General features: G+C 68.6%; 21 protein-coding genes. 7 read left to right on the forward strand and 14 right to left on the reverse strand.

The features are described 5' to 3' along the window. Positions 1 to 44: 44 nt before the first annotated feature. The 3 genes from I4Q42_RS08560 to dusB are packed head-to-tail and all read right to left on the reverse strand — an operon-like array spanning position 45 to position 3,590. Positions 45 to 1,466 (reverse strand): sigma 54-interacting transcriptional regulator, encoded by a 1,422-nt coding sequence (locus I4Q42_RS08560; protein ID WP_110122062.1) that lies wholly within the window; start codon positions 1,464 to 1,466, stop codon positions 45 to 47. A 4-nt stretch (positions 1,467 to 1,470) separates the two neighbouring features. Then, positions 1,471 to 2,586, reverse strand: a complete 1,116-nt coding sequence (locus I4Q42_RS08565) for a two-component system sensor histidine kinase NtrB (RefSeq protein WP_198575649.1) — start codon at positions 2,584 to 2,586, stop codon at positions 1,471 to 1,473. After that, on the reverse strand, positions 2,583 to 3,590 hold the full coding sequence (dusB, locus tag I4Q42_RS08570) for a tRNA dihydrouridine synthase DusB (RefSeq protein ID WP_198575650.1): 1,008 nt from the start codon (positions 3,588 to 3,590) through the stop codon (positions 2,583 to 2,585). Before dusB ends, I4Q42_RS08565 begins: the two co-directional genes overlap by 4 nt. A 100-nt stretch (positions 3,591 to 3,690) precedes the next feature. On the opposite strand from dusB, the gene I4Q42_RS08575 reads away from it, so the two are divergent. Genes I4Q42_RS08575 through I4Q42_RS08585 form a run of 3 tightly spaced genes read left to right on the forward strand, consistent with a single transcriptional unit; the run spans position 3,691 to position 6,470 of the window. Next, on the forward strand, positions 3,691 to 4,839 hold the full coding sequence (locus tag I4Q42_RS08575; protein WP_198575651.1) for a bifunctional 2-C-methyl-D-erythritol 4-phosphate cytidylyltransferase/2-C-methyl-D-erythritol 2,4-cyclodiphosphate synthase: 1,149 nt from the start codon (positions 3,691 to 3,693) through the stop codon (positions 4,837 to 4,839). Positions 4,840 to 4,863: 24 nt separating this feature from the next. Further along, positions 4,864 to 5,355 carry a CinA family protein gene (locus I4Q42_RS08580; protein WP_198575652.1) on the forward strand — a complete coding sequence of 164 codons (492 nt, stop codon included), beginning with the start codon at positions 4,864 to 4,866 and terminating at the stop codon, positions 5,353 to 5,355. After that, the gene (locus I4Q42_RS08585; protein WP_198575653.1) at positions 5,355 to 6,470 is read left to right on the forward strand and encodes an FUSC family protein; all 1,116 of its coding nucleotides are present in this window, start codon (positions 5,355 to 5,357) and stop codon (positions 6,468 to 6,470) included. The genes I4Q42_RS08580 and I4Q42_RS08585 overlap by 1 nt, the downstream gene beginning before the upstream one ends. Before the next feature lie 131 nt (positions 6,471 to 6,601). Here the strand turns inward: I4Q42_RS08585 and I4Q42_RS08590 are convergent, their stop codons facing one another. After that, a complete protein-coding gene (locus I4Q42_RS08590) occupies positions 6,602 to 7,054 on the reverse strand; it encodes a type II toxin-antitoxin system RatA family toxin (RefSeq protein ID WP_198575654.1) in 453 nt (150 codons plus the stop codon). Positions 7,055 to 7,057: 3 nt separating this feature from the next. After that, positions 7,058 to 8,086, reverse strand: a complete 1,029-nt coding sequence (gene lipA / locus I4Q42_RS08595) for a lipoyl synthase (RefSeq protein ID WP_198575655.1) — start codon at positions 8,084 to 8,086, stop codon at positions 7,058 to 7,060. Between the two features lie 31 nt (positions 8,087 to 8,117). Between lipA and I4Q42_RS08600 the strand changes: the two genes are divergently transcribed. The 3 genes from I4Q42_RS08600 to I4Q42_RS08610 all read left to right on the forward strand — a co-directional run bounded on the left by I4Q42_RS08600 (position 8,118) and on the right by I4Q42_RS08610 (position 11,372). Next, complete coding sequence (locus I4Q42_RS08600; protein ID WP_198575656.1) at positions 8,118 to 9,161, forward strand: alpha/beta fold hydrolase; 1,044 nt, start codon at positions 8,118 to 8,120, stop codon at positions 9,159 to 9,161. Positions 9,162 to 9,304: 143 nt separating this feature from the next. Beyond that, entirely contained in the window at positions 9,305 to 10,858 is a 1,554-nt protein-coding gene (locus I4Q42_RS08605; protein ID WP_198575657.1) for an AMP-binding protein, read from the forward strand. A 118-nt stretch (positions 10,859 to 10,976) separates the two neighbouring features. Next, complete coding sequence (locus I4Q42_RS08610) at positions 10,977 to 11,372, forward strand: DoxX family protein (RefSeq protein ID WP_198575658.1); 396 nt, start codon at positions 10,977 to 10,979, stop codon at positions 11,370 to 11,372. 154 nt (positions 11,373 to 11,526) lie between these two features. On the opposite strand, the gene I4Q42_RS08615 is transcribed toward I4Q42_RS08610, so the two are convergent. From I4Q42_RS08615 to I4Q42_RS08645, 7 genes are all read right to left on the reverse strand, one after another. After that, positions 11,527 to 12,927 carry an OprO/OprP family phosphate-selective porin gene (locus I4Q42_RS08615; RefSeq protein WP_332873047.1) on the reverse strand — a complete coding sequence of 467 codons (1,401 nt, stop codon included), beginning with the start codon at positions 12,925 to 12,927 and terminating at the stop codon, positions 11,527 to 11,529. Positions 12,928 to 13,085: 158 nt separating this feature from the next. After that, positions 13,086 to 14,486 carry a dihydrolipoyl dehydrogenase gene (gene lpdA, locus I4Q42_RS08620; RefSeq protein ID WP_198575660.1) on the reverse strand — a complete coding sequence of 467 codons (1,401 nt, stop codon included), beginning with the start codon at positions 14,484 to 14,486 and terminating at the stop codon, positions 13,086 to 13,088. A gap of 79 nt (positions 14,487 to 14,565) precedes the next feature. After that, entirely contained in the window at positions 14,566 to 15,042 is a 477-nt protein-coding gene (locus I4Q42_RS08625) for a glutathione peroxidase (RefSeq protein WP_198575661.1), read from the reverse strand. Between the two features lie 117 nt (positions 15,043 to 15,159). Beyond that, entirely contained in the window at positions 15,160 to 16,464 is a 1,305-nt protein-coding gene (locus tag I4Q42_RS08630; RefSeq protein ID WP_198575662.1) for a pyruvate dehydrogenase complex dihydrolipoamide acetyltransferase, read from the reverse strand. Between the two features lie 145 nt (positions 16,465 to 16,609). Beyond that, positions 16,610 to 17,968: a pyruvate dehydrogenase complex E1 component subunit beta gene (locus I4Q42_RS08635; RefSeq protein WP_198575663.1), complete on the reverse strand. Its 1,359-nt coding sequence runs from the start codon at positions 17,966 to 17,968 to the stop codon at positions 16,610 to 16,612. Continuing rightward, positions 17,965 to 18,996 carry a pyruvate dehydrogenase (acetyl-transferring) E1 component subunit alpha gene (gene pdhA / locus I4Q42_RS08640; RefSeq protein ID WP_198575664.1) on the reverse strand — a complete coding sequence of 344 codons (1,032 nt, stop codon included), beginning with the start codon at positions 18,994 to 18,996 and terminating at the stop codon, positions 17,965 to 17,967. The genes I4Q42_RS08635 and pdhA overlap by 4 nt, the downstream gene beginning before the upstream one ends. 175 nt (positions 18,997 to 19,171) lie before the next feature. Then, positions 19,172 to 19,468 (reverse strand): FtsB family cell division protein, encoded by a 297-nt coding sequence (locus tag I4Q42_RS08645; protein ID WP_058348879.1) that lies wholly within the window; start codon positions 19,466 to 19,468, stop codon positions 19,172 to 19,174. A 386-nt stretch (positions 19,469 to 19,854) separates the two neighbouring features. On the opposite strand from I4Q42_RS08645, the gene I4Q42_RS08650 reads away from it, so the two are divergent. Further along, a complete protein-coding gene (locus tag I4Q42_RS08650; RefSeq protein WP_198575665.1) occupies positions 19,855 to 20,436 on the forward strand; it encodes a hypothetical protein in 582 nt (193 codons plus the stop codon). On the opposite strand, the gene I4Q42_RS08655 is transcribed toward I4Q42_RS08650, so the two are convergent. Continuing rightward, a complete protein-coding gene (locus tag I4Q42_RS08655) occupies positions 20,433 to 20,993 on the reverse strand; it encodes a cysteine hydrolase family protein (RefSeq protein WP_198575666.1) in 561 nt (186 codons plus the stop codon). The two genes, I4Q42_RS08650 and I4Q42_RS08655, sit on opposite strands and share 4 nt — an antisense overlap. Further along, positions 20,990 to 22,270 carry a phosphopyruvate hydratase gene (eno, locus tag I4Q42_RS08660; protein WP_110122082.1) on the reverse strand — a complete coding sequence of 427 codons (1,281 nt, stop codon included), beginning with the start codon at positions 22,268 to 22,270 and terminating at the stop codon, positions 20,990 to 20,992. Before eno ends, I4Q42_RS08655 begins: the two co-directional genes overlap by 4 nt. Positions 22,271 to 22,351 lie beyond the last annotated feature (81 nt).

The following is a 22,351-nucleotide window of genomic DNA, read 5'->3' on the forward strand; positions in this document are numbered from 1 at the left end:
CACCGATGTGCCGAAAAAGCGTCAGCAGAAAAACCGTTGATCGCCTATCGGCGGCCGCGGCTCATCTCGACGCCCAGGTCCTGGATCTTCTTGCGCAGGGTGTTGCGGTTCAGGCCGAGGATTTCGGCCGCCCGCACCTGGTTTCCGCGCGTCGCCGACAGGGTCAGCTGGATCAGCGGACGCTCGACCTCCTGCAGGACGCGGTCGTAGAGACCGGCGGCCGGCACGCCGTCGGGCTGTTCGGCGAAGTGCGAGGCCAGGTGGCGCTCGACCAGGGCCGCCAGGGTCACCGGGCCTTCGTCGGCGCGGGGCGCGGGCGAATGGTCCTGTAGCTCGCGATCGACGATGCGGGCGGTGATCAGCTCCTCGGCATAGAGGGCGCACATCCGCCGGATCAGGTTCTCCAGCTCGCGCACGTTGCCGGGCCAGGAGTGGCTCTTCATGCGATCGAGCGCGCTCTGGTCGATGGTCTTGGCCGGCAGACCTTCGCGGTTGGCGCGCAGCAGGAAGGTGCGGGCCAGGTCCGGAATGTCTTCCGAACGGTCGCGCAGCGGCGGCAGGCGCACGGGCGCGACGTTGAGGCGGAAGAACAGGTCCTCGCGGAACAGGCCCTGCTGGATCAGGCCGCGCAGGTCACGGTTGGTGGCCGCGATGATCCGCACGTTGGGGCGACGGCCAGTCTTGGGGTTCACGACCGGCTCGGTGCCGTCGATCACCCGCAGCAGGCGCGTCTGGGCGTCGAGCGGCATGTCGCCGATCTCGTCGAGGAACAGCGTGCCGCCGTCGGCTTCGACGAGGCGGCCGAGGTCCCCTTCCCCGCGGCCGAACAGTTCGGTCTCGACCCGCTCGCGCGGCACGGCCGCCAGGTTCAGGACCACGAACTTGCCGTCGCGGCGACGACCCAGGTCGTGCAGGGCGCGGGCGACCAGCTCCTTGCCGGTGCCGCTTTCGCCGAGGATCAGCACGGTCAGGTCCGCGCCGACCAGGCGGGCGATGGTGCGATAGACCTCCTGCATCGGCGCCGAACGGCCGATCAGCGGCAGGCGCTCGTCACGCATGGCGCGGGCCTGGGCCTTGGAAGCCTCGGCGTCGGCCGGGCGCGACAGGGCGCGGCGGGCGGCGGCGGTGACATCGTCGAGGTCGAAGGGCTTGGAGACGTACTCGAAGGCCCCGGCGTCGGCGGCGTTGACCGCCGTCAGCAGGGTGTTCTGCGCGCTCATCACGATGATCGGCAGCTTCGGGCGCTCCTTGCGGATGCGCGGCAGCACGTCGAACACGTTCTCGTCGGGCATCATCACGTCGGTGACGACCAGATCGCCCTCGCCGTCGCTGACCCACTTCAGCAGGGTGGTGGCGTTGCCGGTGGCCCGGACCTGGTAGCCCAGGCGGGTGAAGGCCTGGCTGAGGACGAGACGCACCGAGGAATCGTCGTCCGCGATGAGAATCTTCTTGTTGGCGGCGTTCATCTACTCACGCGTCTCCCAAGGAAGGTTCGGGCGCCACTGGCAACAGCACACGGAACACGGTGCGGCCGGGCTCGGATTCGAAATCGATCAGCCCCCCATGGGCCGTCACGAGCTTGGTGACCAACGCCAGGCCAAGGCCCGTGCCGTTGGCCTTGGTGGTCACGAAGGGCTGGAACAGGTGGTCGCGCAGGCTCTGCGGAACGCCCGGACCGTTGTCCTGCACGCGGATCTCGATCGGCGCGCTGGAAGCCGGCTTGCCGTCCACGCCGCGCACCCGCACGCCGGGGCGCCAGGCGGTGTGGATGACCAGCTCGCCACGGCCGTCGCCGCGCATGTGGGCGGCTTCGGAGGCGTTCTTCACCAGGTTCAGGAAGATCTGGATCAGGTGGTCCTCGTCGCCCCAGACCGGCGGCAGCGAGGGATCGAACTGCTCGCGGAAGCGCAGGCCGTCGGCGACGCCGTTGACGACCAGGGCGCGCACGCGATCCAGCACCTGGTGGATGTTGACCGCCTCGCGCGGGGTCGGGGCCTGGTCGGAGAAGGCTTCCATACGATCGACGAGGCGACGGATGCGGTCGGTCTCGTCGACGATCAGCTGGGCCAGCGGCTGGTCGGCCGCGCTGGCGCCGGTCTTCAGCAGTTGGGCCGCGCCACGGATGCCGGCCAGCGGGTTCTTGATCTCGTGGGCCAGCATACGGCCAAGGCCCACCACCGAGCGCAGGCCGGCGGCTTCGCCAGCGCGCTCGACGCTGAGCGCGCCCTTCACGTGCAGGGTCAGCAGCACCGAGCCGTCGCCCAGCGGCGAGGCGGCGCCGTCGGCCTCGAACGGCGGCTGGCCGAAGAGATTGACCTCGACCCCGTGCTCGCGGACCAGAGCGCCTTCGAACACGGCGCGATCCATCAGCGAGACCAGAACCGAGCCCGGCGGCAGGGCGGCGCGGAAACGGCCCCGGGCCAGCAGCGACAGGCCGTGGCCGAACAGGGCCTCGGCGGCTTCGTTGACGGCCACCAGGGCGCCGTCCCGATCGACCACCAGGGCCGGTTCGGGGCTGAGCTCGAAGGCCGCGGCCTTCAGGGCGTCCAGCGCTGGGCCGGTAATGGCTCGGGCGCGATCGGTCATGCGGCCATCCTCCCGCCGGCCAGCCAGAGGTCGGCGAGCGCGACCTCCAGGACGGCCGGATCTTCGATGCGACAAAGGCTGGCGCGCGCCTGGCGGCGGGCCTCGGCGCTTTCGGGCCAAGGCGCGGCTTCGATGTAGGACGCCAGGTGCTTGCGGAACATCTTCAGCCCCAGGCGCTCGCCGTAGAAGGCCAAGCTGCGACGGAAATGGGTCAGGACGATCGCCAGGCGCTCGTCGGCCTCGGGCTCGATGAAGTCGCGCCCGTCGAGGGCGGCCTCGATGGCCTGGGCGATCCAGGGGCGGCCGTAGACGCCGCGGCCGATCATGACGCCGTCGGCGCCCGACTGTTCGAGCGCCCGGCGAGCGCTGTCAGCGTCGGTGATGTCGCCATTGACCAGCACCGGCACGGAGACGGCGTTCTTGACCGCGGCGACGGCGGACCAGTCGGCCTCGCCCTTGTAGAACTGGCAGCGGGTGCGGCCGTGGACGGTGATGGCGCGGGCCCCGACGGCTTCGGCGCGGGCGGCGATATCTGGCGCGTTGCGGCTGGCGTCGTCCCAACCCAGGCGCATCTTGACAGTGACGGGCACGTCGACGGCCTGGACGGCGGCGGCGACCAGGGCTTCGGCCAGGTCGGGCTCGCGCATCAGAGCCGAGCCCGACGCGGCGCCGGCGGTGACTTCCTTGGCGGGGCAGCCAAAGTTCAGGTCGATGATCTCGGCCCCGGCTTCAGCCGCCAGGCGGGCGCCGTGCGCCATATGCTCCGGATCGCGGCCGACAAGCTGTACGACCATAAGCGGCAGGCCCTCGCCGACCGCCGCACGGCGGACCACGTCAGGGCGACCGCGCGCGAATTCGGCACAGGCGACCATTTCGGTGGCCACATAGGATGCGCCTAAGCGCGTGGCCGTTTCTCTGAACGGAAGGTCGGAAACGCCTGTCATAGGCGCAATCCACACCCGTCCGGGCACCGTGACGGCGCCGACTTCGAGCTGCTTGCTCATTTTATGATCATCCCCACCGCTGTCTTTTTAGGCACATTGTGCAGCGCAGTAAAGCCCTCCGTTCGCTGGACATGCGCGACGACAACGTTAGACACGGGCCATGACCTTCTCAGCCGTCGTCGTCGCCGCAGGTAGCGGCACCCGTGCCGGACCCGGCCAGGCCAAGCAGTGGCGGGATCTGGCGGGCAAGCCGGTCCTGCGCTGGTCGGTCGAGGCCTTGCTGGCGGCGGGCGCCGCCGATCTCGCAATCGTTACCGATCCCACGATGCAGGATGTCCTGGGCGAAACCTTGGCCGGCCTCGACGGCTGGCGGTTCGCCCCGGGCGGCGCGACTCGCGCCCTGTCGGTGCGGTCGGGCCTGGCCGCCCTCGCCCATCGCCCGGCCGACGAGCCGGTGCTGGTGCACGACGCGGCCCGTCCGTTCCTCAGCAAGGCCGTCGTCGACGGTGTGCTGACGGCCCTGGAAGACGCCGACGGCGTGGTTCCCGCCCTGCCCGTGGCCGACACCCTCAAGCGGGCTGGCGATGCCGGCGCGACCACCACCTCGCGTGACGGTCTCTGGCGGGCCCAGACCCCGCAGGCGTTCCGCCGCGACCGCCTGCTGGCCGCCTACGCCGCCTGGAGCGGCGAGGCCGAGCCCACTGACGACGCCCAGGTGGTCGAGGCCGACGGCGGCAAGGTCGCCATTTCGGCTGGAGACCCGCTGCTGACCAAACTGACCTATCCGGAGGACTTCGCCATGGCCGAACGGCTGGCGGGCGGCGCCCGCATCACCCGCATCGGCCAGGGGTTCGACGCACATCGCTGGGGTCCCGGCGAGTCGGTCTGGCTGTGCGGCGTCGAGATCGCCCACGACGAGACCCTGATCGGCCATTCCGACGCCGACGCCGGCCTGCACGCCCTGACCGACGCCATCCTCGGCGCGATCGGCGACGGCGACATCGGCGACCACTTCCCGCCGACCGACCCACAATGGAGGGGCGCGGCTTCCGACAAATTCCTGATCCACGCCGCCGACCTGGTGCGCCAGCGTGGCGGGCGGCTGATCAATGTCGATGTGACGCTGATCTGCGAGCGGCCGAAGATCAAGCCGCACCGCGAGGCGATGCGGGCGCGCTTGGCCGAGATCCTCGACCTGCCGCTCGACCGGGTGAGCGTCAAGGCGACCACCACCGAGAAGATGGGCTTCACCGGCCGTGGCGAGGGCCTGGCGGCCCAGGCGGTGGCGACGGTGGAAACGCCGCTCTAGACTGGCGCTCAAAGGAGTCGCGGCATGTTTCCCATCGAGATCGAAACCCTGGCCCGACTGCTGATCGACGAGGCGCGCGAGAAGAAGCTGCGTCTGACCGCGGTCGAGAGCTGCACCGGCGGGCTGGTGGCGGGCGCGATCTGCGCCATCTCCGGCGCCTCGGACGTCTTCGAGCGCGGCTTCGTCACCTACACCAACCGCGCCAAGAGCGAGATGGTCGGCGTGCCGGGCGACCTGATCGCCGACCACGGCGCGGTGTCGGAGCCTGTGGCGCGGATGATGGCCGAAGGGGGTCTCGCCAACAGCAACGCCCATGTGGCCGTGGCCATCACCGGCATCGCCGGTCCCGGCGGCGGCACGCCGATGAAGCCGGTCGGCACCGTCCATTTCGCGATCGCCCGCGCCAACCGTTCGGTCGTCCATCGGCACGAGCATTTCGACGGCGAGACGCGCGAGGCGGTGCAGCTGGCGGCGATCCGCACGGCGCTGGAAATGCTGCGCGAGGCCGTGGCCTGATGCCCGACAGCGCGCCCTCCGACTGGCGGCGGTTCGTCGGGGCGGGCTTTTCGCGCTCGGCCCTGGCCGCGGCGGCCAAGCGCAAGAGCGAGCTGCGCCACGCGGTGCGGGTGTCGGCGGCGGTCGTGGCGGCCTACGCCCTGGCCACCTTGCTGCGCCTGCCGCAAGGCTATTGGGCGGTGTTCACCGCCGTCATCGTCGTGCAGTCGAGCCTGGGCGCGACCATCACCGCCTCGATCGAGCGGTTCATGGGCACGGTGGTCGGAGCCGCCGCTGGCGCGCTGGCCGCCTGGCTGCACATGCGCCACCCCGAGTGGGGCGGGCTGATCCTGGCGGTCACCGCCGCCGCTCTCGCTTTCCTGGCCGCCGTGCGCCCAGCGTTCAAGGTCGCGCCGATCACCGCCGTGATCATGCTGATCGGCACCACCACGCACATGGACCCGCTGACGGCGGCGTTCCTGCGGGTGGCCGAGATCACCGTCGGCAGCCTGGTCGGCGTGGCCGCCACCCTGCTGATCTTCCCGGCCCGAGCGCACCAGTCGGTGGTGTCGAGCGGCCAGAAGGCGGCGGGGCTGCTGGCCGACCTGCTGTCGCACTACGCCGCCAAACTGGAGGGCGCGCCGACCGAACTCGACCCCCGCGCCCACTACGACGAGACGCTGAAGGCGCTCGCCAAGCTGCAGACGGCGATGACCGAGGCCGACCGCGAGACGGCCAGCAAGCTGTCCGACCGCTCGGTGTCGGACGCCCTGCCCCGCACGCTGTGGAGGCTGCGCAACGACTGCGTGATGATCGGCCGGGCGCTGCGCGAGGCCCTGCCCGCCCCGACGCTGGCGCCGCCCACCGCGGCCATGCTGGCGGCGTCGTCAGCCTATCTGCGCGGCGTGGCCCAGAGCCTGTCGGGCTCACCCAGGCCCGACCGCATCGCCTTCGCCGCCGGCCACCAGACCTTTCAGGACGCCGTCGAGGGCATGCGCGACGTCGGCGCGACCCGGGAACTGGGCTTCGACGACGCGGCGCGGACCTTCGGCCTGGTGTTCGCGGTGGAGAACCTGTTCGCGAATCTGGGCGACTTCGCCGATCGCGTGGAAGAGGCGGCGGGGAAGCGGGATTAGCGTCCGCCCTGCCCACTCCCCCTTAGGAGGTCATCGCCCGGCTTGTCCGGGCGACCCAAGCAGCGTGTCAGGATGTGGCCAAATCGGCTTGGGTCGCCCGCATAAAGCGGGCGATGACTTTTGTTTGGGAGCTACCCCTTCGCCCCGTAGAGCTGCGCCGCGCGCGCTTCGAAGCAGGCGATCAACTTGTCGACCGCCCGGTCCATGTTGGCCGCCAGCAGGGCGTCGAGCATCCGCGACTTGAAGGCGAAGTCGATGACGAAGTCGATGGTCGTCCCGTCCGGGTGGGGCGAGAACCGCCACTGGTTCGATAGCCGCTTGAACGGGCCGTACAGCAGGCTGACGACCACCGTCAGGTCCGACCGGTCGCGGCGGACGCGGGTGGCGAACTTCTCGCGCAGGAACGAGAAACCGACCTGGGCCTCGGCGTCGACCGAGCTGACCTCGCCGGTCTCGCTGGCGTTCCAGGTGCGCATGGCCGTGATCCACGGCACGAACGCCGGATAGGCCTCGACGTCGCCGACCAGCGTGAAGAGTTGCTCGGGCGCGTAGGGCAGCACCCGGGTGACGGCATGGCGGTGCAAGTTTCAGCCAGCCTTGGCGTCGAGCGCGCGGCGGGCCGCCTGCAGCTTGGCGAAGTCTTCGCCCGCATGGTGCGACGAGCGCGTCAGCGGGCTGGACGACACCATCAGGAAGCCCTTGGCGCGCGCGATGGCCTCATAAGCCTTGAACTCGTCGGGCGTAACGAAGCGATCGATGGCGGCGTGCTTGCGGGTCGGCTGCAGGTATTGGCCGATGGTGATGAAATCGACGCCGGCCGAGCGCATGTCGTCCATCACCTGCATGACCTCCTCCTTGGTCTCGCCCAGGCCGACCATAAGGCCGGACTTGGTGAACTGGGAGGGATCGCGCTCCTTGACCCGCTCAAGCAGGCGCAGGGAGTGGTAGTAGCGGGCGCCGGGGCGGATCTTCAGATAGAGCCGCGGCACGGTCTCGAGGTTGTGGTTGAAGACGTCCGGACGGGCGTCGATGACCACGTTCTCGGCCCGGTCCTTGCGCAGGAAGTCGGGGGTCAGGATCTCGATGGTCGTGCCCGGCGCGGCGGCGCGGATCGAGGTCACGACCTCGGCGAAGTGGGCTGCGCCCCCGTCGGCCAGGTCGTCGCGGTCGACCGAGGTGATGACCACGTGCTTGAGGCCCATCTTGGCGACGGCCTCGGCCACGCGGCGCGGCTCGTCGGCGTCCAGGGCGTTCGGCATGCCGGTGGTGACGTTGCAGAAGGCGCAGGCGCGGGTGCAGATCTCGCCCATGATCATCATGGTCGCGTGCTTCTGGCTCCAGCACTCGCCGATGTTCGGGCAGGCCGCCTCTTCGCAGACCGTGGTCAGCTTGTGCTCGCGCACGATGCCCTTGGTCTCGTTGTACTGCCCCGAGCCCGGCGCGCGCACGCGCAGCCAGTCGGGTTTACGCAGGACCGGAGAGTCCGGGCGATTCTGCTTTTCGGGGTGGCGGACGGCGCGTTCCTCGGGACCGCGAGCCTTCAGCGTGTCGATCAACGTGACCATTTGGCCTAGATCGGCCTTCTTGGCCTCCGGATCAAGCTCTCGATCTTGCATGCGGCGCAAAGGCGCGAAATGAGTGGCCTATATGCGTCGCTTCGCCCTGGCTCTGCTGCTCGTCGCCCCCCTTTTCGCCTGCGGCGAGCAAGGATCGCGCGCGCCGTTCGCCGACAGCCGCGCCCCGCCGGGACTCGAACGCCGGTTCCTGCCGCCGGGCGGCTGGGCATGGGGCTATGTCCAGGTGGGCGAGAACGCGGTGCAGCGCTACGGCGTCTCGGCTCCCAGCGGCGCCCCGACCCGCCAGGTGCTGATCCTGACCGACTATGGCGAGAGCGCCGAGACGTGGTTCGAGACGGCGCGCGACCTCAACGCCAAGGGCGTGGTGGTCTGGATTCTCGAACGCCAAGGCCAGGGCGGCTCCGAACGGCTGGCCGGCCGGCGCGATCGCGGACACGTCGAGAGCTTCGCGCCCGACGTCACGGCGACCAAGGCCATGGTCAAGGTGGTAATCCGCCCGGACGGCCGCCTGCCGCTGACCGTGCTCGGCCAGGGCCAGGGCGGGCTGGTGGCCCTGCGCGCCGTCGAGGAAGGGCTGATGGCCGACGCCCTGGTGCTGTCGGCGCCGAGTTTCGAGCTGTCGCGCCTGCCCCGCCCCAAAACCCAGTTGGTGGACGCCGCCCGCTGGGCCCGGCGATTGAAGCTGTCGTTCCTGGCCTGGCCCGGCGCGCCCGGCTGGCGGCGCGACGGCCCCGACGACCGGGCCGAGGGCCTGACCGCCGATCCGGTGCGCGGCGCGGTGACCCTGGCCTGGCAGACCGCCAATCCGGACCTGCGGATGGGCGGGCCGAGCCTGGGCTGGTACGCGGCCTATTACGACGTGCTCGACGCCACGGCCCATGACCTCGCCGGCGTGAAGACCCCGACGGTGCTGCTGGCCGGCGACGCCGATACCGTCACCCCGGCCTTCGCCCAGGCCAGCGTCTGCAAGGCCCTGGCGAACTGCCGCGAAACCCGCTTGCCGGGCGGACGCCACGCCCTGCACCTGGAACGGGATTCGGTGCGGGGACCCTGGCTGGCGGCGGTGATCGAGGCGATCGGCCAGACCGGCCGTCAAAACGCGCCCAGGCCTTGAGCCGCAAGGCTTCGCGCCCCACCTGAAGAACGCGGTTCGATCACGAAGCGTGACCGAACTTTGCAAAGCTCGCCAGGATCGCTAGGCTCCCGGCTCAATCGAACGAGGGCGGAACTGACGCCTTTGTGGGAGGTTTCGCCGGCATGCCGGTAGTTTTTAAAGCCGAAGACGGCCACAAGGCGCTCTTCGACGCCCTGATCGACGCCAAGGACAAGTTCGGGGCCAAGAAGCCGATCCTGGAAGACCAGGACCGTAACCCGCTTTCCTATACCGACCTGATCCGGGCGAGCTTCGCCCTGGGCCGCAAGATCGCGGCCATGACCAAGCCTGGCGAGCATGTCGGGGTGCTGCTGCCGTCCGGCTCGGGCGCGGTCGTGACCTTCTTCGCCCTGCACGCCTTCGGCCGCGTGCCCACCATGCTGAACTTCACGGCGGGCCTGCGGAACATCAAGGCGGCGGTGAAGCTCGCCCAGATCAAGACCGTGCTGACGGCCCACAAGTTCATCGAACTGGGCAAGCTGCACGACGTGGTCGACGCCATCGACGACCTGGCCAAGGTCGTCTACCTGGAAGACGTCCGCAAGACGATCGGCCTGACCGACAAGCTGTTCGCCGCCGCCGCCGGCGCCTTCCCGCGCCAGTTTCGCAGCCCAGCCAAGCCCGACGACAAGGGCGTGGTGCTGTTCACCTCCGGCAGCTTCGGCGCGCCGCGCGGGGTGGTGCTGAGCCAGGCCAACCTGGTCTCCAACGCCGCCCAGATCGCCGCCCACATTCCGCTGGATCCGGCTTGGGTGATGTTCAACCCGCTGCCGGTGTTCCACTGCTTTGGCCTGACCGCCGGCGTGATCCTGCCGCTGCTGCAAGGCATGAAGGCGTTCGAATACCCCTCGCCGCTGCATACCAAGCAGATCCCGCCGCTGATCAAGGACTGCGGGGCCTCGCTGCTGCTGGCCACCGACACCTTCGTCAACCAGTACGCCCGGGCCTCCGAGACAGACGAGCTGGGCGCGCTGAAGTTCATCGTCTGCGGCGCCGAGAAGGTGCGCGACGAGACCCATGCCCTGATCAAGGACCGCTTCGGCGACGTGCCGGTGCTGGAAGGCTATGGCGCGACCGAGGCCTCGCCAGTCATCGCGGTCAACAAACCGACCGACAACCGCGCCGGCACGGTCGGCGGCCTGCTGCCGGGCATCGAGACGCGCCTGGAGCCCGTCGAGGGCATCGCCGAGGGCGGCCGTTTCTACGTGCGCGGTCCCAACATCATGTCGGGCTACCTGCGCGAGGACGGCGGCATCGACGCCCCCGAGGGCGGCTGGCACGACACCGGCGACGTCGTCACCATGACCGACGATCAGTGGATCACCATCAAGGGCCGGGTGAAGCGCTTCGCCAAGATCGGCGGCGAGATGGTGTCTCTGACCGCGGCCGAGGACCTGGCCGTGGCCGTGTGGCCCAACGGCCGCCACGCGGTGATCTCGATGCCCGACAAGAAGAAGGGCGAGAAGCTGATCCTGGTCACCGACTGCCAGAACGCCACCGCCGCGCCGCTGGTGGCTCACGCCCAGGCCATCGGCGCGCCGGAACTGGCCGTGCCGCGCAAGATCCTCAAGGTCACCCAGGTGCCGGTGCTGGGCAGCGGCAAGACCGACTATGTCGCCATCCAGCGCATGGCCGAGACGGACAGCCACGCGGCCTGATCCGCGCCTGAAGAACCTTCGCCTCTCCCCGGGCGTTTCAGTAGAGCTTGCGGCCGTCGCCCCCTTTCGGAGACGACGGCCGACCATGTGAACCGAAGCGACGGAACGGGAGAACGCCTTGGAACGACTGCACGTGTGGACCCCGCGGGTGCTGAGCCTGCTGCGCATCATCGCCGCCCTGCTGTTCATGGAGCATGGCCTGATGAAGCTGTTCCACTTCCCCGCCGCCCAGCCCGGCGCGCCCGATCCCCTGCCGCCGCTGCTGCTGGCCGCGGCCGTGCTGGAGGTAGTCGGCGGGGCCTTGCTGGTGCTGGGCCTGTTCACCCGGTCCATGGCCTTCCTGCTGTCGGGCCAGATGGCCGTGGCCTATTTCCTGGCCCATGCCGGCAAGAGCTTTTGGCCTGCGCTGAACGGCGGCGAGGCGGCGATCCTGTTCAGCTTCGTGTTCCTCTACCTGGTGTTCACGGGGCCGGGGGAATGGAGCGTCGATGCGCAGGTGCGGAAGCGGCCTTAGTTTTTCTTCCTTCTCCCAGAGGGAGAAGGTGGCGGCGTAGCCGTCGGATGAGGGGTTAGGGACTGAAGACGGCGTGCCGGCACGCCGGTTGGCGGCGTAACCCCTCACCCTCCCACGCTTCGCGCGGGCCCCTCCCTCTCCCTCTGGGAGAGGGTCAGAAGTCAAGCTCCATCCGCGCGCCGGTGACGTGCACCCCATAATCCCGATCTCCATCGGCCAGGGGCGTGGCGTCCCTATACGCCAGGTAGGCGTGGTTGAGGTTGAAGCGCAGATATTCGACCGGCTGCCAGATCAGGGCGGCGATCAGCGCGTCCTGCCGGCCGCCGACGATCGGGCCGTCGTTGAGGTCGAGATGGTCGTAGCGGGCGTTGACCTGCAGCGCGCCGATCCCGCCGCCGCCCAAGGGCTTCCTGGGTTTGGCGCGGTCGAAGATGCCGGACTTGTAGCCGCGGGTGTCGTCGGTCAGGAACCAGCCCAGTTCGGCATAGGCGCCGAAGAACCGCGCGTCCGGGCTGGTCGCCAGGTCGCTCTCCAGCCAGTGGGTTTCGGCCGCGCCGTGCAGGCGGCCGCGCACGAAGGCGGCTTCCAGGCCGTAGTGGGCCTCGTCCCTGACAGCGAGCGTCGAGGTGCCGATCAGGCGGGTGTTGCTGGTGTGGACGTAAGGGCGCTGGCGATAGCGCGTGCCGGCGTCGCCGACCCGCTTGAGGTCACGCCAATGGGCCGAGCCGCCCAGGTGCAGCTGGGTCTTGCCGAGCTTGGGCGCGTAGACCAGGCGGCCGTCGAGGCCGTAGCTGTTGTTCTCGTCGCCGCCGCTCGCACCGTCGCTGTCGTTGGAGAGGGCGGTGATGTCGTCGGAGAACAGGCCGGCCTGCAGCAGCCAGGCGGCCTTCTCGTATTGCGCGGCGAGGCCCAGCCGGCGTTCGAAGCTGAAGGCGTCGGTGAAGGCCGCACGCTCCATGACCGAGCCGGAGGTGTCGCCGGTCAGTTCATCCAGGGACTGGAACTGGTTCTGGTTGCCTAGCGCGAACTGCCAGGGGCCGGTCTTGTAGGTGACGAAGGTGTCGACCAGGTCGACGCCGTTGTCGGAGAGCTCCAGCTCCAGCTTGTAGCCGATGCCGGCGCCCAGGCTCCCCTCCCCGCCCAGGCGGATGCGGCGCATCTCGGCGGCGTAGCCGAGGCCGCGATCGGTCGAGCCGTCGGGGCGGCCGACATAGCCGACATCGGTCTGGATGCGGCCCTTGGCCTTGAAGCTGCGCCCGCCGCTGGCGGTGAACTGCGGCGAGCCCTTCCAGGCGATCTCGGTCTGGGGCGCGGGCTTGGCGGCCGCGACCGTGGCGGGAGGCGTGGTGGGCGGGGCCGTGCGCTGCGGCGCGCCGGTCGCGCCGTCGAGGCGCTGCTCCATACGCAGGAGTTGGGCCTTAAGGGTGGCGATTTCGGCTCGCAAGGCGGCCGCCTCGTTGGCGCTCAGCGACCCGTCCTGGGCCTGGGCGGTAGACGCGGCGAGGCAAAGCCCGGCGACGCCGGTCGCCAGCGGAAGCAGGATGGAGGCGCGCAAAGTCGTCACCCGGAATGCAGAAGGCCCGCCCGGCGGAGCGCCGGACGGGCCTTCTCTGAGCGACCGGGCCTTTGCTGTCCCGTGACAAAGTATGTCTGGGACAGCCCCAAGGACTGGAGTTCATCCGTGTTCGGACGAACTCCAAAAGCCTCGCCGGATCAGATGTGCAGGACGCGGCCGTAGGCGTCGAGCGAGGCTTCGTGCATGGCTTCCGACATGGTCGGGTGAGCGTAGACGATGCCGTGAAGGTCTTCCTCGGTGGCTTCCAGCGTGATGGCCGTGACGAAGCCCTGGATCATCTCGGTCACTTCGTGGCCGATCATGTGAGCGCCGATCAGGGCGCCGGTCTTGGCGTCGAACACGGTCTTGACGAAGCCCTCGGTCTCGCCGGCGGCCACGGCCTTGCCGTTGACCTTGAACGGGAAACGACCGGCCTTGACCTCGAGGCCCGCGGCCTTGGCGCCGGCTTCGGTGTAGCCCACCGAGGCGACCTGCGGGTTGGCGTAGGTGCAGCCCGGGATCGGCGAGTGGACGTTGGGGGTCTTGTAGCCGGCGATGTGCTCGGCGGCGTGGATACCCTCGTGGCTGGCCTTGTGGGCGAGCCAGGGCGCGCCGGCGACGTCGCCGATGGCGTAGAGGCCGGGCACGTTGGTCTCGCCGTGCTTGCCGGTGACCACGTGGCCGCGGTCGAGCGTCAGGCCGACGGCTTCCGTGCCTTCCGTGTTCGGAACGATGCCGATGGCGACGATGCACTTCTCGGCGGTCAGTTGCTCGGCCTTGCCGCCAACCTCGACCGACACCGACACGCCCGAGGCGGTCTTGTCGATCTTGGTGACCTTGGCGCCGATGCGGAACTTGATGCCGCGCTTCTCGAAGGCCTTCTGGGCGGCCTTGGAGACCTCGGCGTCCTCGACCGGCATGATGCGGTCGACGGCCTCGACGACGGTCACCTCAGCGCCGAGGGCGCGGTAGAAGCTGGCGAACTCGATGCCGATGGCGCCCGAACCGATGACCACCAGCGACTTGGGCATCGACTTCGGGGCCAGGGCGTCGCGGTAGGTCCAGACCTTGTCGCCGTCTGAAACGGCGCCGATGGCCGGGATGTTGCGGGCTCGGGCGCCGCTGGCCAGGATGACGTTCTTGGCCTGGACCGTGCGGCTGCCGCCGGCCTTCAGGGCGATCACGACCTTCGGAGCGGGGCTGCCCTTCTCGAGCTTGGCCTCGCCCTCGATGACCTCGACCTTGTGCTTCTTCATCAGGAAGGCGATGCCCCCCGACATGGTCTTGGCCACGCCGCGCGAGCGCTCGATGATCTTGGTGAAGTCGAACGAGGGCTTCTCGACGGCCAAGCCGTAGCTGTCGAGATGCGACAGCTGTTCGAAGATCTCGCCGGACTTCAGCAGCGCCTTGGTGGGGATACAGCCCCAGTTCAGGCAGATGCCGCCCAGGTTCTCGCGCTCGACGATCGCCGTCTTCAGGCCCAGCTGGCTGGCGCGGATGGCGGCGACGTAGCCGCCCGGACCGGCGCCGATGACGACGACATCGAATTCCGTGGACATGGTAGTCTAACCCTAGCTTGGACGCCGCACGGGGGAGCGGCGGCGTCGAACGACCGGCCCGCGGGCCGGCCTGGGAAATCTATAACAGCGCCTCGACGGCCGCCTGGAGCTCTTCAGGCTTGGTGGTCGGGGCGAAGCGCTCGACGACATTGCCGTCGCGGTCGATCAGGAACTTGGTGAAGTTCCACTTGATGCCTTCGGTGCCCAGCACGCCCTTCTGCTGCTTCTTCAGATAGGCGTAGAGCGGGTGGGCCTGCGGGCCGTTGACGTCGATCTTGGCCATCATCGGGAAGGTCACGTCGTAGGTCAGCGAGCAGAAGCTGCCGATCTCCTCGGCCGTGCCCGGCTCCTGCGCGCCGAACTGGTTGCAGGGAAAGCCCAGGATGGTCAGGCCGCGATCCTTGCTAGCCTTGTAGAGCGCTTCCAGGCCTTCGTATTGCGGGGTCAGGCCGCACTTGCTGGCGGTGTTGACGATCAGCAGCACCTGGCCGCGGTAGTCCGCCAGGCTGACGTCCTTGCCTTCAAGCGTCTTGGCCGAGAATTCATAGACCGACATCGCGTGTTCTCCCCGGGGCCGTCCCCGTCCTGAAAAGCCCAGGATGGGGCCCCGTCGCGCCGCTTTCGAAATCCCCGCCCCGCGTTTGATCGCGAGGCGAGGATTTATCGAGCGCCCTTAGACGATCAGGGTCAGGGGCTCTTCGATCAGCGGCTTGAAGGCCGCCAGGAACTTGGCGCCGACCGCTCCGTCGACCACGCGGTGATCGCAGGTCAGGGTCACGGTCATCACCGTGGCCACGGCCAGCTGGCCGTTCTTGACGACCGGGCGCTGCTCACCGGCCCCGACGCTCATGATCGCGCCCTGCGGCTCGTTGATGATCGACGAGAAGGCCTTGATGCCGAACATGCCGAGGTTGGAGACCGAGAAGGTGCCGCCCTGGAATTCCTCGGGCTTCAGCTTCTTGGCCTTGGCGCGGGCGGCCAGGTCCTTCATCTCGGCCGAGATCTGGGCCAGGCCCTTGGTCTCGGCGGCGCGGATGATCGGGGTGATCAGGCCACCGTCGATGGCCACGGCCACGGCGATGTCGGCATGCTTATGCATGGCGATGCCTTCGGGCGTGTAGGAGGCGTTGGCCTCCGGCACGCGCTTCAGCGCCACGGCGGCGGCCTTGATGACGATGTCGTTGACCGACACCTTCACGCCCTGGCCTTCCAGCAGGCTGTTGATCTTCGAACGAGCGGCCAGCAGGCCGTCCAGCTCGATGTCGATCGTCAGCGGGAAGTGCGGCACGTCGCGGAAGCTTTCCGTCAGGCGGCGCGCGATGGTCTTGCGCATGCCGTCCAGCGGGACGAGGTCGTACGAGCCGGCGGGGATGCCCATCTGCTCCAGCGACTGCACCTTGCGCGGCTCGGCGGCCGGGGCCGAAGCGGCGGCGGGGGCGGCAGCCGGCGCAGCCTTGGCGGCAGGCGCGCCGCCCGACTTGGCGGCTTCGACGTCCGACTTGACCACGCGGCCGTGCGGACCCGAGCCCTTGATGGACTTCAGGTCGAGGCTGACGGCGGCGGCCAGGCGGCGAGCCAGCGGCGAAGCGAAGACGCGCGAGCCGTCGGCGGCGACCGGAGCGGCCGGAGCCGGCGCGGCCGGGGCGGCGGCGGGAGCCGGAGCAGCGGCAGCCTTCGGGGCCTCGGCGACGGCGGCGGCGGGCGCTTCGGCCTTGGGCGCCGGCGCGGGGCTGTCGCCCTCGCCCGCCAGCTTTGCGATCAGCGCGTTGACCTTGACGTTTTCCGTGCCGGCGTCGACCAGGATGGCTTCGATCACGCCTTCATCGACGGCTTCGACTTCCATGGTCGCCTTGTCGGTCTCGATCTCGGCGATGACGTCGCCGGCCTTGACGGTGTCGCCGACCTTGACGTGCCACTTGGCGAGGGTGCCCTCTTCCATGGTGGGCGACAGGGCGGGCATCAGGATGTCGATCGACATTGAGCTTTTTCCTCAATCGTTCGGGACGGTGTCGGCCCCGATGGTGTGCTGGGCCGTCGTCCGCGATACCCCGTTTGAGACGGGATGAATTCGTTGGCCAAGACGATGCGGCCCCCGCCCGTCAGGGGCGAGGGCCGCGCCGGTCTCAGCGGTAGCAGACCGCCTTGGCCGCCTTGACGATCTTGTCGACCGAAGGCAGCGACAGGGCTTCCAGGTTGGCCGCATAGGGCAGCGGCACGTCTTCCTGGTGCACCCGCAGCGGCGGGGCGTCCAGATAGTCGAAGCCGAACTCCGTGATGCGGGCGACGATCTCGGCGCCGACGCCCATCGGGCCCCAGCCTTCCTCGACCGTGACCAGGCGGTTGGTCTTCTTGACGCTTTCCAGGACCGTGGCGTGGTCCATCGGACGGATGGTCCGCAGGTCGACGACCTCGGCCAAGATGCCTTCGGCGGCGAGCGCTTCAGCGGCTTGCAGGGCGAAGCCCACCATGCGGCTGTAGGCCACCAGGGTCACGTCCGTGCCCTGACGGCGGACCTTGGCCTTGCCGATCGGCACGACGTAGTCCTCGACGTCCGGGATGTCGAACTCGTGCCCGTACATCATCTCGTGCTCGAGGAAGACGATCGGGTTCGGGTCGCGGATGGCGGCCTTCAGCAGGCCCTTGGCGTCGGCCGCGTCGTACGGCGCGATGACCTTCAGGCCCGGGATGTTGCCGTACCAGGCCGCGTAGTCCTGGCTGTGCTGGGCGCCGACGCGCGAGGCCGCGCCGTTGGGGCCGCGGAACACGATCGACGACTTGATCTGGCCGCCCGACATATACAGCGTCTTGGCCGCCGAGTTGATGATGTGGTCGATCGCCTGCATGGCGAAGTTCCAGGTCATGAACTCGACGATGGGCTTCAGGCCCGCCATCGCCGCGCCGACGCCCATGCCGGCAAAGCCGTGCTCGGTGATCGGGGTGTCGATGACGCGCTTGTCGCCGAACTCCTGCAGGAGCTCGCGGCTGACCTTGTAGGCGCCCTGGTACTGAGCGACTTCCTCGCCCATCAGGAACACGCGGTCGTCGCGGCGCATCTCTTCGGCCATGGCGTCGCGCAGGGCGTCGCGCACGGTGATCTTCTTGGTCGGCGTGCCTTCCGGCAGTTCCGGATCCGCGAAGGCCGAGGCGGCGATCGGGGCCGGAGCAGCAGCGGCGACCGGCGCAGCCGCCGGAGCGGCTTCAGCGGCAGGCGCAGCGGCGGCCGGAGCCGACGCCGAGGCGCCGTCTTCGCCGGCCAGCTTGGCGATCAGCGTGTTGACCTTGACGTTCTCCGAGCCGGCGGGAACGAGGATGGCCTCGATCACGCCCTCGTCGACGGCTTCGACTTCCATCGTCGCCTTGTCGGTCTCGATCTCGGCGATGACGTCGCCGGCCTTGATGGTGTCGCCTTCCTTGACCAGCCACTTGGCCAGGGTGCCTTCCTCCATCGTGGGGGAAAGCGCGGGCATCAGGATGTCCGTCACTCGGCGGCCTCCAGGTATACGTCGGTGTAGAGTTCGGAGGGGTCCGGCTCGGGGCTGGTGCGGGCGAACTCGGCCGCTTCGGCCACGATGCGCTTCACTTCGCCGTCGACGGTCTTCAGATCGTCCTCGGTGACGCCGGCCGCGGCCAGACGTTCCTTGATGTGGTCGATCGGGTCGCGGGTCGTCTTGACCTCGTCGACCTCTTCCTTGGTGCGGTACTTGGCCGGGTCGGACATCGAGTGACCGCGGTAGCGGTAGGTCTTCATCTCGAGGATGTAGGGACCCTGGCCGCTGCGGGCGTGCTCGCTGGCGCGGGCGCCAGCTTCACGCACGGCCACCACGTCCATGCCGTCGACTTCCTCGCCCGGGATCCGGAACGACACGCCGCGCTTGTGGAAGGCGGTTTCCGACGCCGAACGCTCGACGCTGGTGCCCATGGCGTACTGGTTGTTCTCGATTACGTACACGACCGGCAGCTTCCACAGCTGGGCCATGTTGAAGCTCTCGTAGACCTGGCCCTGGTTGGCCGCGCCGTCGCCGAAATAGGCGTAGGAGACGTTGCCGTTGCCCTTGTAGTGGTTGGCCAGCGCCAGGCCGGTGCCGAGCGCCACCTGGGCGCCGACGATGCCGTGGCCGCCGTAGAAGCCAGTCTCGATGTCGAACATGTGCATCGAGCCGCCCTTGCCGCGCGACGAACCGCCCGCGCGGCCGGTCAGCTCGGCCATGACTTCCTTGGGGTCCATGCCGGCGGCCAGCATGTGGCCGTGGTCACGGTAGCCCGTGATGATCTGGTCGCCCTTGTGCTGGATCGACTGCATGCCGACCGCGATGGCTTCCTGACCGATGTAAAGGTGGCAGAACCCGCCGATCAGGCCCATGCCGTAAAGCTGGCCGGCGCGCTCCTCGAAGCGGCGGATCAGCAGCATGTCCTGATAGAATTTGAGAAGCTCTTCCTTGCCGACGAAGGCGTTGACACCGGTGTCGGCGCCCTTCTCCGTCGGAGCTTCACCCTTGCGCGTTCGCGCCATTAAACTCTCCCTGGCCAATCGTCATAACGGCCTTCATCTCAGAGGCATCCATCGCCGCCGCTAGGCGGCTTTGGGCGCTGGAATGCGCTCGTGTCGACGCTCAGGACCGCCCTCCAGGCTGCAACCTGGAGTGTGGTCTACAAGGCGGCCTGGGACTGGCGAGAACCGTCCGAGCTCAACGCTTGGTGCGGATCACGTAGTCCTTGGGGTCGGCGTATCCAAGGAGGGAACGCGCACGTTCCTCCAGGAGATCGGCCGACAGGCTGCCGCTGCGTAATAGACGAGCCCGGGCCTCCAGGTCCATCCTCTCAGCGCGGATCTTCTTAAGTTCCATCGTCTTGGCGGCCAAGTCCGCGTTGCGTTGAGACGAGGAAAGCAGGCCTCTCTCGCCCGTCAGGGCGTGAAAGACGAAGTAGGTGATCAGCAGGAGGAGCGCCGCGGTCGGCAGGTAGGGTTGCAGTCGAGCGAACATCGGCGAATCCCGGACAGGGAGCTTCAGGCTGCCAGAACGTGCTTAACACGGTCTAAATCCCCAACCCTGCAAAGGGCTTGCAAATAGCATCCGATCGGCCGCAAAATACTTTCAAATGAGACCGTTTCAGGGGCATCGAGATACCGCATCGCGGCATTTCGTTCGCACACGCGAGAACAGTCGAAACCTCTGTTTTTCTAAAGTCGGCAGAGCTTTTAGAAAAAATGTGGTCGATCTTTTTTGGTCGAACACCGGTCACGCCTTTTTTCAGGGCGCCGTCGCCTCAGAATCGCCGCCGTCCAGCGGCTCAGCTGCATTCTCAAGGTTGAGTTTGTGCAGCCAAGGCGTGCACGATGGCGCCGATCGAGCGTCTCGGGGAGGACGACATGCTTCGTAGAGAGACCCTGTTCGGTTTGGCCGGCGCGGCCTTCGCGCTTCCGGCGGCCGCCCGCCAACCCAGCGAGACCGGCGTCGTGAAGGGCCGCAAGGGCGGTCCGAACATGATCAAGGGCGACCCGCCCAGGCTCGACTTCGGCGGCGGGCTGGTGATCCCCATGAACGCCTCGATCTTCAAGACCCTCTGGGAGGGCGAGGACCGCTGGGTGACCTACGGCCGCTCGGTGGCGCGCATCGAGGCGCGGGCCATGCTGCAGGCCGAGACCGCCGCCACGGGCACGATGAAGCTGATGCTGCTGACCCAGGCCTTCGCGCCCGAACGGCTGGTGCGGTTCGAGACCTGCGGCTGGCGCGGCAGGACGAACGACGCCAAGGACCTGGTGCTGGGCGAGATCGCCCTCCCCGGCCGCCCGGTCATGCCCACCACCGACCGCGTCAACGGCGGCGCAACGGGCGCGGAGACCGACGGCCAGGGCGAAGACGCCTGGCACGCGGTGACCGGCTACATGGTCATGAAGAAGGACGTCACCCTGGCCGACGTGAAGGCCCGGGCGCAGCTGGTGCAGGGCTAGAGGCCCAGCCGCTCCGTCAGGGCGGCGCTGTCGACCACGTCGCAGTATTCGCCGTCGAGATTGGCCAGCGACATCGCGTGGACCTCTTCGGCCGATCGCAGAACGCCGCTCCAGTCGCGGCGAGCGAAAGTGAAGCAGGCCTCGTGGGCCAGCAGCACCTGAAAGCCCAGGTCGCCGGCGTGACGCACCGTGGCTTCGACCGAATTGTTGGTGATGACCCCGGCGATAACCAGGGTGTCGATCCCAGCCACACGCAGGCGGCTTTCGAGATCCGTGCCGACGAAGGCGCTGTGGGCGGACTTGCCGATCACAGGCTCGCCGGGAAGCGGCTGGGCCTCGGGCTTGAAGGCTGCGCCCGGGCCATCGGAGGCGTAGGTGGAGTTCGGATTCGTGGAGAGATGCCGGACATGGAAGACCGGCCAGTCCCGGCCGCGCCAGAGCCGCAGAAGATCGGCGACCCTGGCCTCGGCTTCGGGATGGTTCCTGGGACCTGCGGCGCGCCAGACGGGATAGTCGATGGCGCGCTGCAGGTCGATCAGGACCAGGGCGGGGTTCAACGGCCCTTGAGGGCCGCGCGGCCGGCGTAGACGCCCTGGTCTTCCAGCTGCTGCTCGATGCGCAGGAGCTGGTTGTACTTGGCCAGCCGGTCCGAACGGGCCAGCGAGCCGGTCTTGATCTGACCGCAGTTCAGGGCCACGGCCAGGTCGGCGATGGTGCTGTCCTCGGTCTCGCCCGAGCGGTGGCTCATGACGCTGGTGTAGCCGTGGCGGTGGGCCAGATCGACGGCGTCGATGGTTTCCGACAGCGTGCCGATCTGGTTGACCTTCACGAGGATCGAGTTGGCCAGGCCCTGGTCGAGGCCGATCTGCAGGCGCTTGGGGTTGGTGACGAACAGGTCGTCGCCGACCAACTGGACCTTCTTGCCCAGGGTGTCGGTCAGCAGCTTCCAGCCGGCGAAGTCGTCTTCGGCCATGCCGTCCTCGATCGAGGCGATCGGGAACTTGGAGACGAGGTCGGCCAGGTAGTCGACCATCTGCGACGGGTCGAGCGACTTGCCCTCGCCTTCCAGCTCGTACTTGCCGTTCTTGAAGAACTCGGTCGAGGCGACGTCCAGGCCCAGCAGGAAGTCGTCGCCGGCCTTGTAGCCCGCGGCTTCACCGGCCTTGACGATGAAGTCGAGCGCAGCTTCGGCCGAGGCGAGGTTCGGGGCGAAGCCGCCTTCGTCGCCGACGTTGGTGTTGTGACCGGCGTCCTTCAGGGCCTTCTTCAGGCCGTGGAAGATCTCGGCGCCCATGCGCAGGGCTTCGGAGAAGCTGGCCGCGCCGGTCGGCAGGATCATGAATTCCTGGATGTCGATCGGGTTGTCGGCGTGGGCGCCGCCGTTGATGATGTTCATCATCGGGGTCGGCAGGACGCGGGCGTTCACGCCGCCGATATAGCGGTGCAGCGGCAGGCCGGCCGACTCGGCGGCGGCCTTGGCCACGGCCAGCGAGACGCCGAGGATGGCGTTGGCGCCCAGGCGGGCCTTGTTCGGCGTGCCGTCCAGGCCGATCAGCAGGCTGTCGATGCGGCGCTGGTCTTCGGCGTCGACGCCCGACAGGGCGTCGAAGATCTCGCCGTTGACGGCTTCCACGGCCTGGCGGACGCCCTTGCCAAGGTAGCGCGACTTGTCGCCGTCACGCTTTTCGACGGCTTCGTGGGCGCCCGTCGAGGCGCCCGACGGCACCGCGGCGCGACCGAAGGCGCCGTCCTCGAGGACGACGTCGACCTCGACCGTCGGATTGCCGCGGCTGTCGAGGATTTCGCGGGCGATGATGTCGACGATCTCGGTCATGGGAGCTCCCGAAAGAAAAGGCGGGTTCCCCTTAGCCGCGCCGCCGCGTCGCCGCAACCAAGACCGGCGTTCGACGATATC

It is taken from the genome of Caulobacter hibisci, assembly GCF_016135805.1.
Lineage (GTDB): Bacteria > Pseudomonadota > Alphaproteobacteria > Caulobacterales > Caulobacteraceae > Caulobacter > Caulobacter hibisci.

Bases quoted from the DNA above. Each gene is read 5' to 3' on its own strand.
- I4Q42_RS08565 (WP_198575649.1), bottom strand. From the start codon at position 2,586: ATGACCGATCGCGCCCGAGCCATTACCGGCCCAGCGCTGGACGCCCTG.
- pdhA (WP_198575664.1), bottom strand. From the start codon at position 18,996: ATGGCGCGAACGCGCAAGGGTGAAGCTCCGACGGAGAAGGGCGCCGAC.
- eno (WP_110122082.1), bottom strand. From the start codon at position 22,270: ATGACCGAGATCGTCGACATCATCGCCCGCGAAATCCTCGACAGCCGC.
- I4Q42_RS08600 (WP_198575656.1), top strand. From the start codon at position 8,118: ATGCGTCGCTTCGCCCTGGCTCTGCTGCTCGTCGCCCCCCTTTTCGCC.
- lipA (WP_198575655.1), bottom strand. From the start codon at position 8,086: ATGCAAGATCGAGAGCTTGATCCGGAGGCCAAGAAGGCCGATCTAGGC.
- I4Q42_RS08650 (WP_198575665.1), top strand. From the start codon at position 19,855: ATGCTTCGTAGAGAGACCCTGTTCGGTTTGGCCGGCGCGGCCTTCGCG.
- I4Q42_RS08560 (WP_110122062.1), bottom strand. From the start codon at position 1,466: ATGAACGCCGCCAACAAGAAGATTCTCATCGCGGACGACGATTCCTCG.
- I4Q42_RS08585 (WP_198575653.1), top strand. From the start codon at position 5,355: ATGCCCGACAGCGCGCCCTCCGACTGGCGGCGGTTCGTCGGGGCGGGC.
- I4Q42_RS08625 (WP_198575661.1), bottom strand. From the start codon at position 15,042: ATGTCGGTCTATGAATTCTCGGCCAAGACGCTTGAAGGCAAGGACGTC.
- I4Q42_RS08645 (WP_058348879.1), bottom strand. From the start codon at position 19,468: ATGTTCGCTCGACTGCAACCCTACCTGCCGACCGCGGCGCTCCTCCTG.
- lpdA (WP_198575660.1), bottom strand. From the start codon at position 14,486: ATGTCCACGGAATTCGATGTCGTCGTCATCGGCGCCGGTCCGGGCGGC.
- I4Q42_RS08580 (WP_198575652.1), top strand. From the start codon at position 4,864: ATGTTTCCCATCGAGATCGAAACCCTGGCCCGACTGCTGATCGACGAG.
- dusB (WP_198575650.1), bottom strand. From the start codon at position 3,590: ATGAGCAAGCAGCTCGAAGTCGGCGCCGTCACGGTGCCCGGACGGGTG.
- I4Q42_RS08575 (WP_198575651.1), top strand. From the start codon at position 3,691: ATGACCTTCTCAGCCGTCGTCGTCGCCGCAGGTAGCGGCACCCGTGCC.
- I4Q42_RS08630 (WP_198575662.1), bottom strand. From the start codon at position 16,464: ATGTCGATCGACATCCTGATGCCCGCCCTGTCGCCCACCATGGAAGAG.
- I4Q42_RS08605 (WP_198575657.1), top strand. From the start codon at position 9,305: ATGCCGGTAGTTTTTAAAGCCGAAGACGGCCACAAGGCGCTCTTCGAC.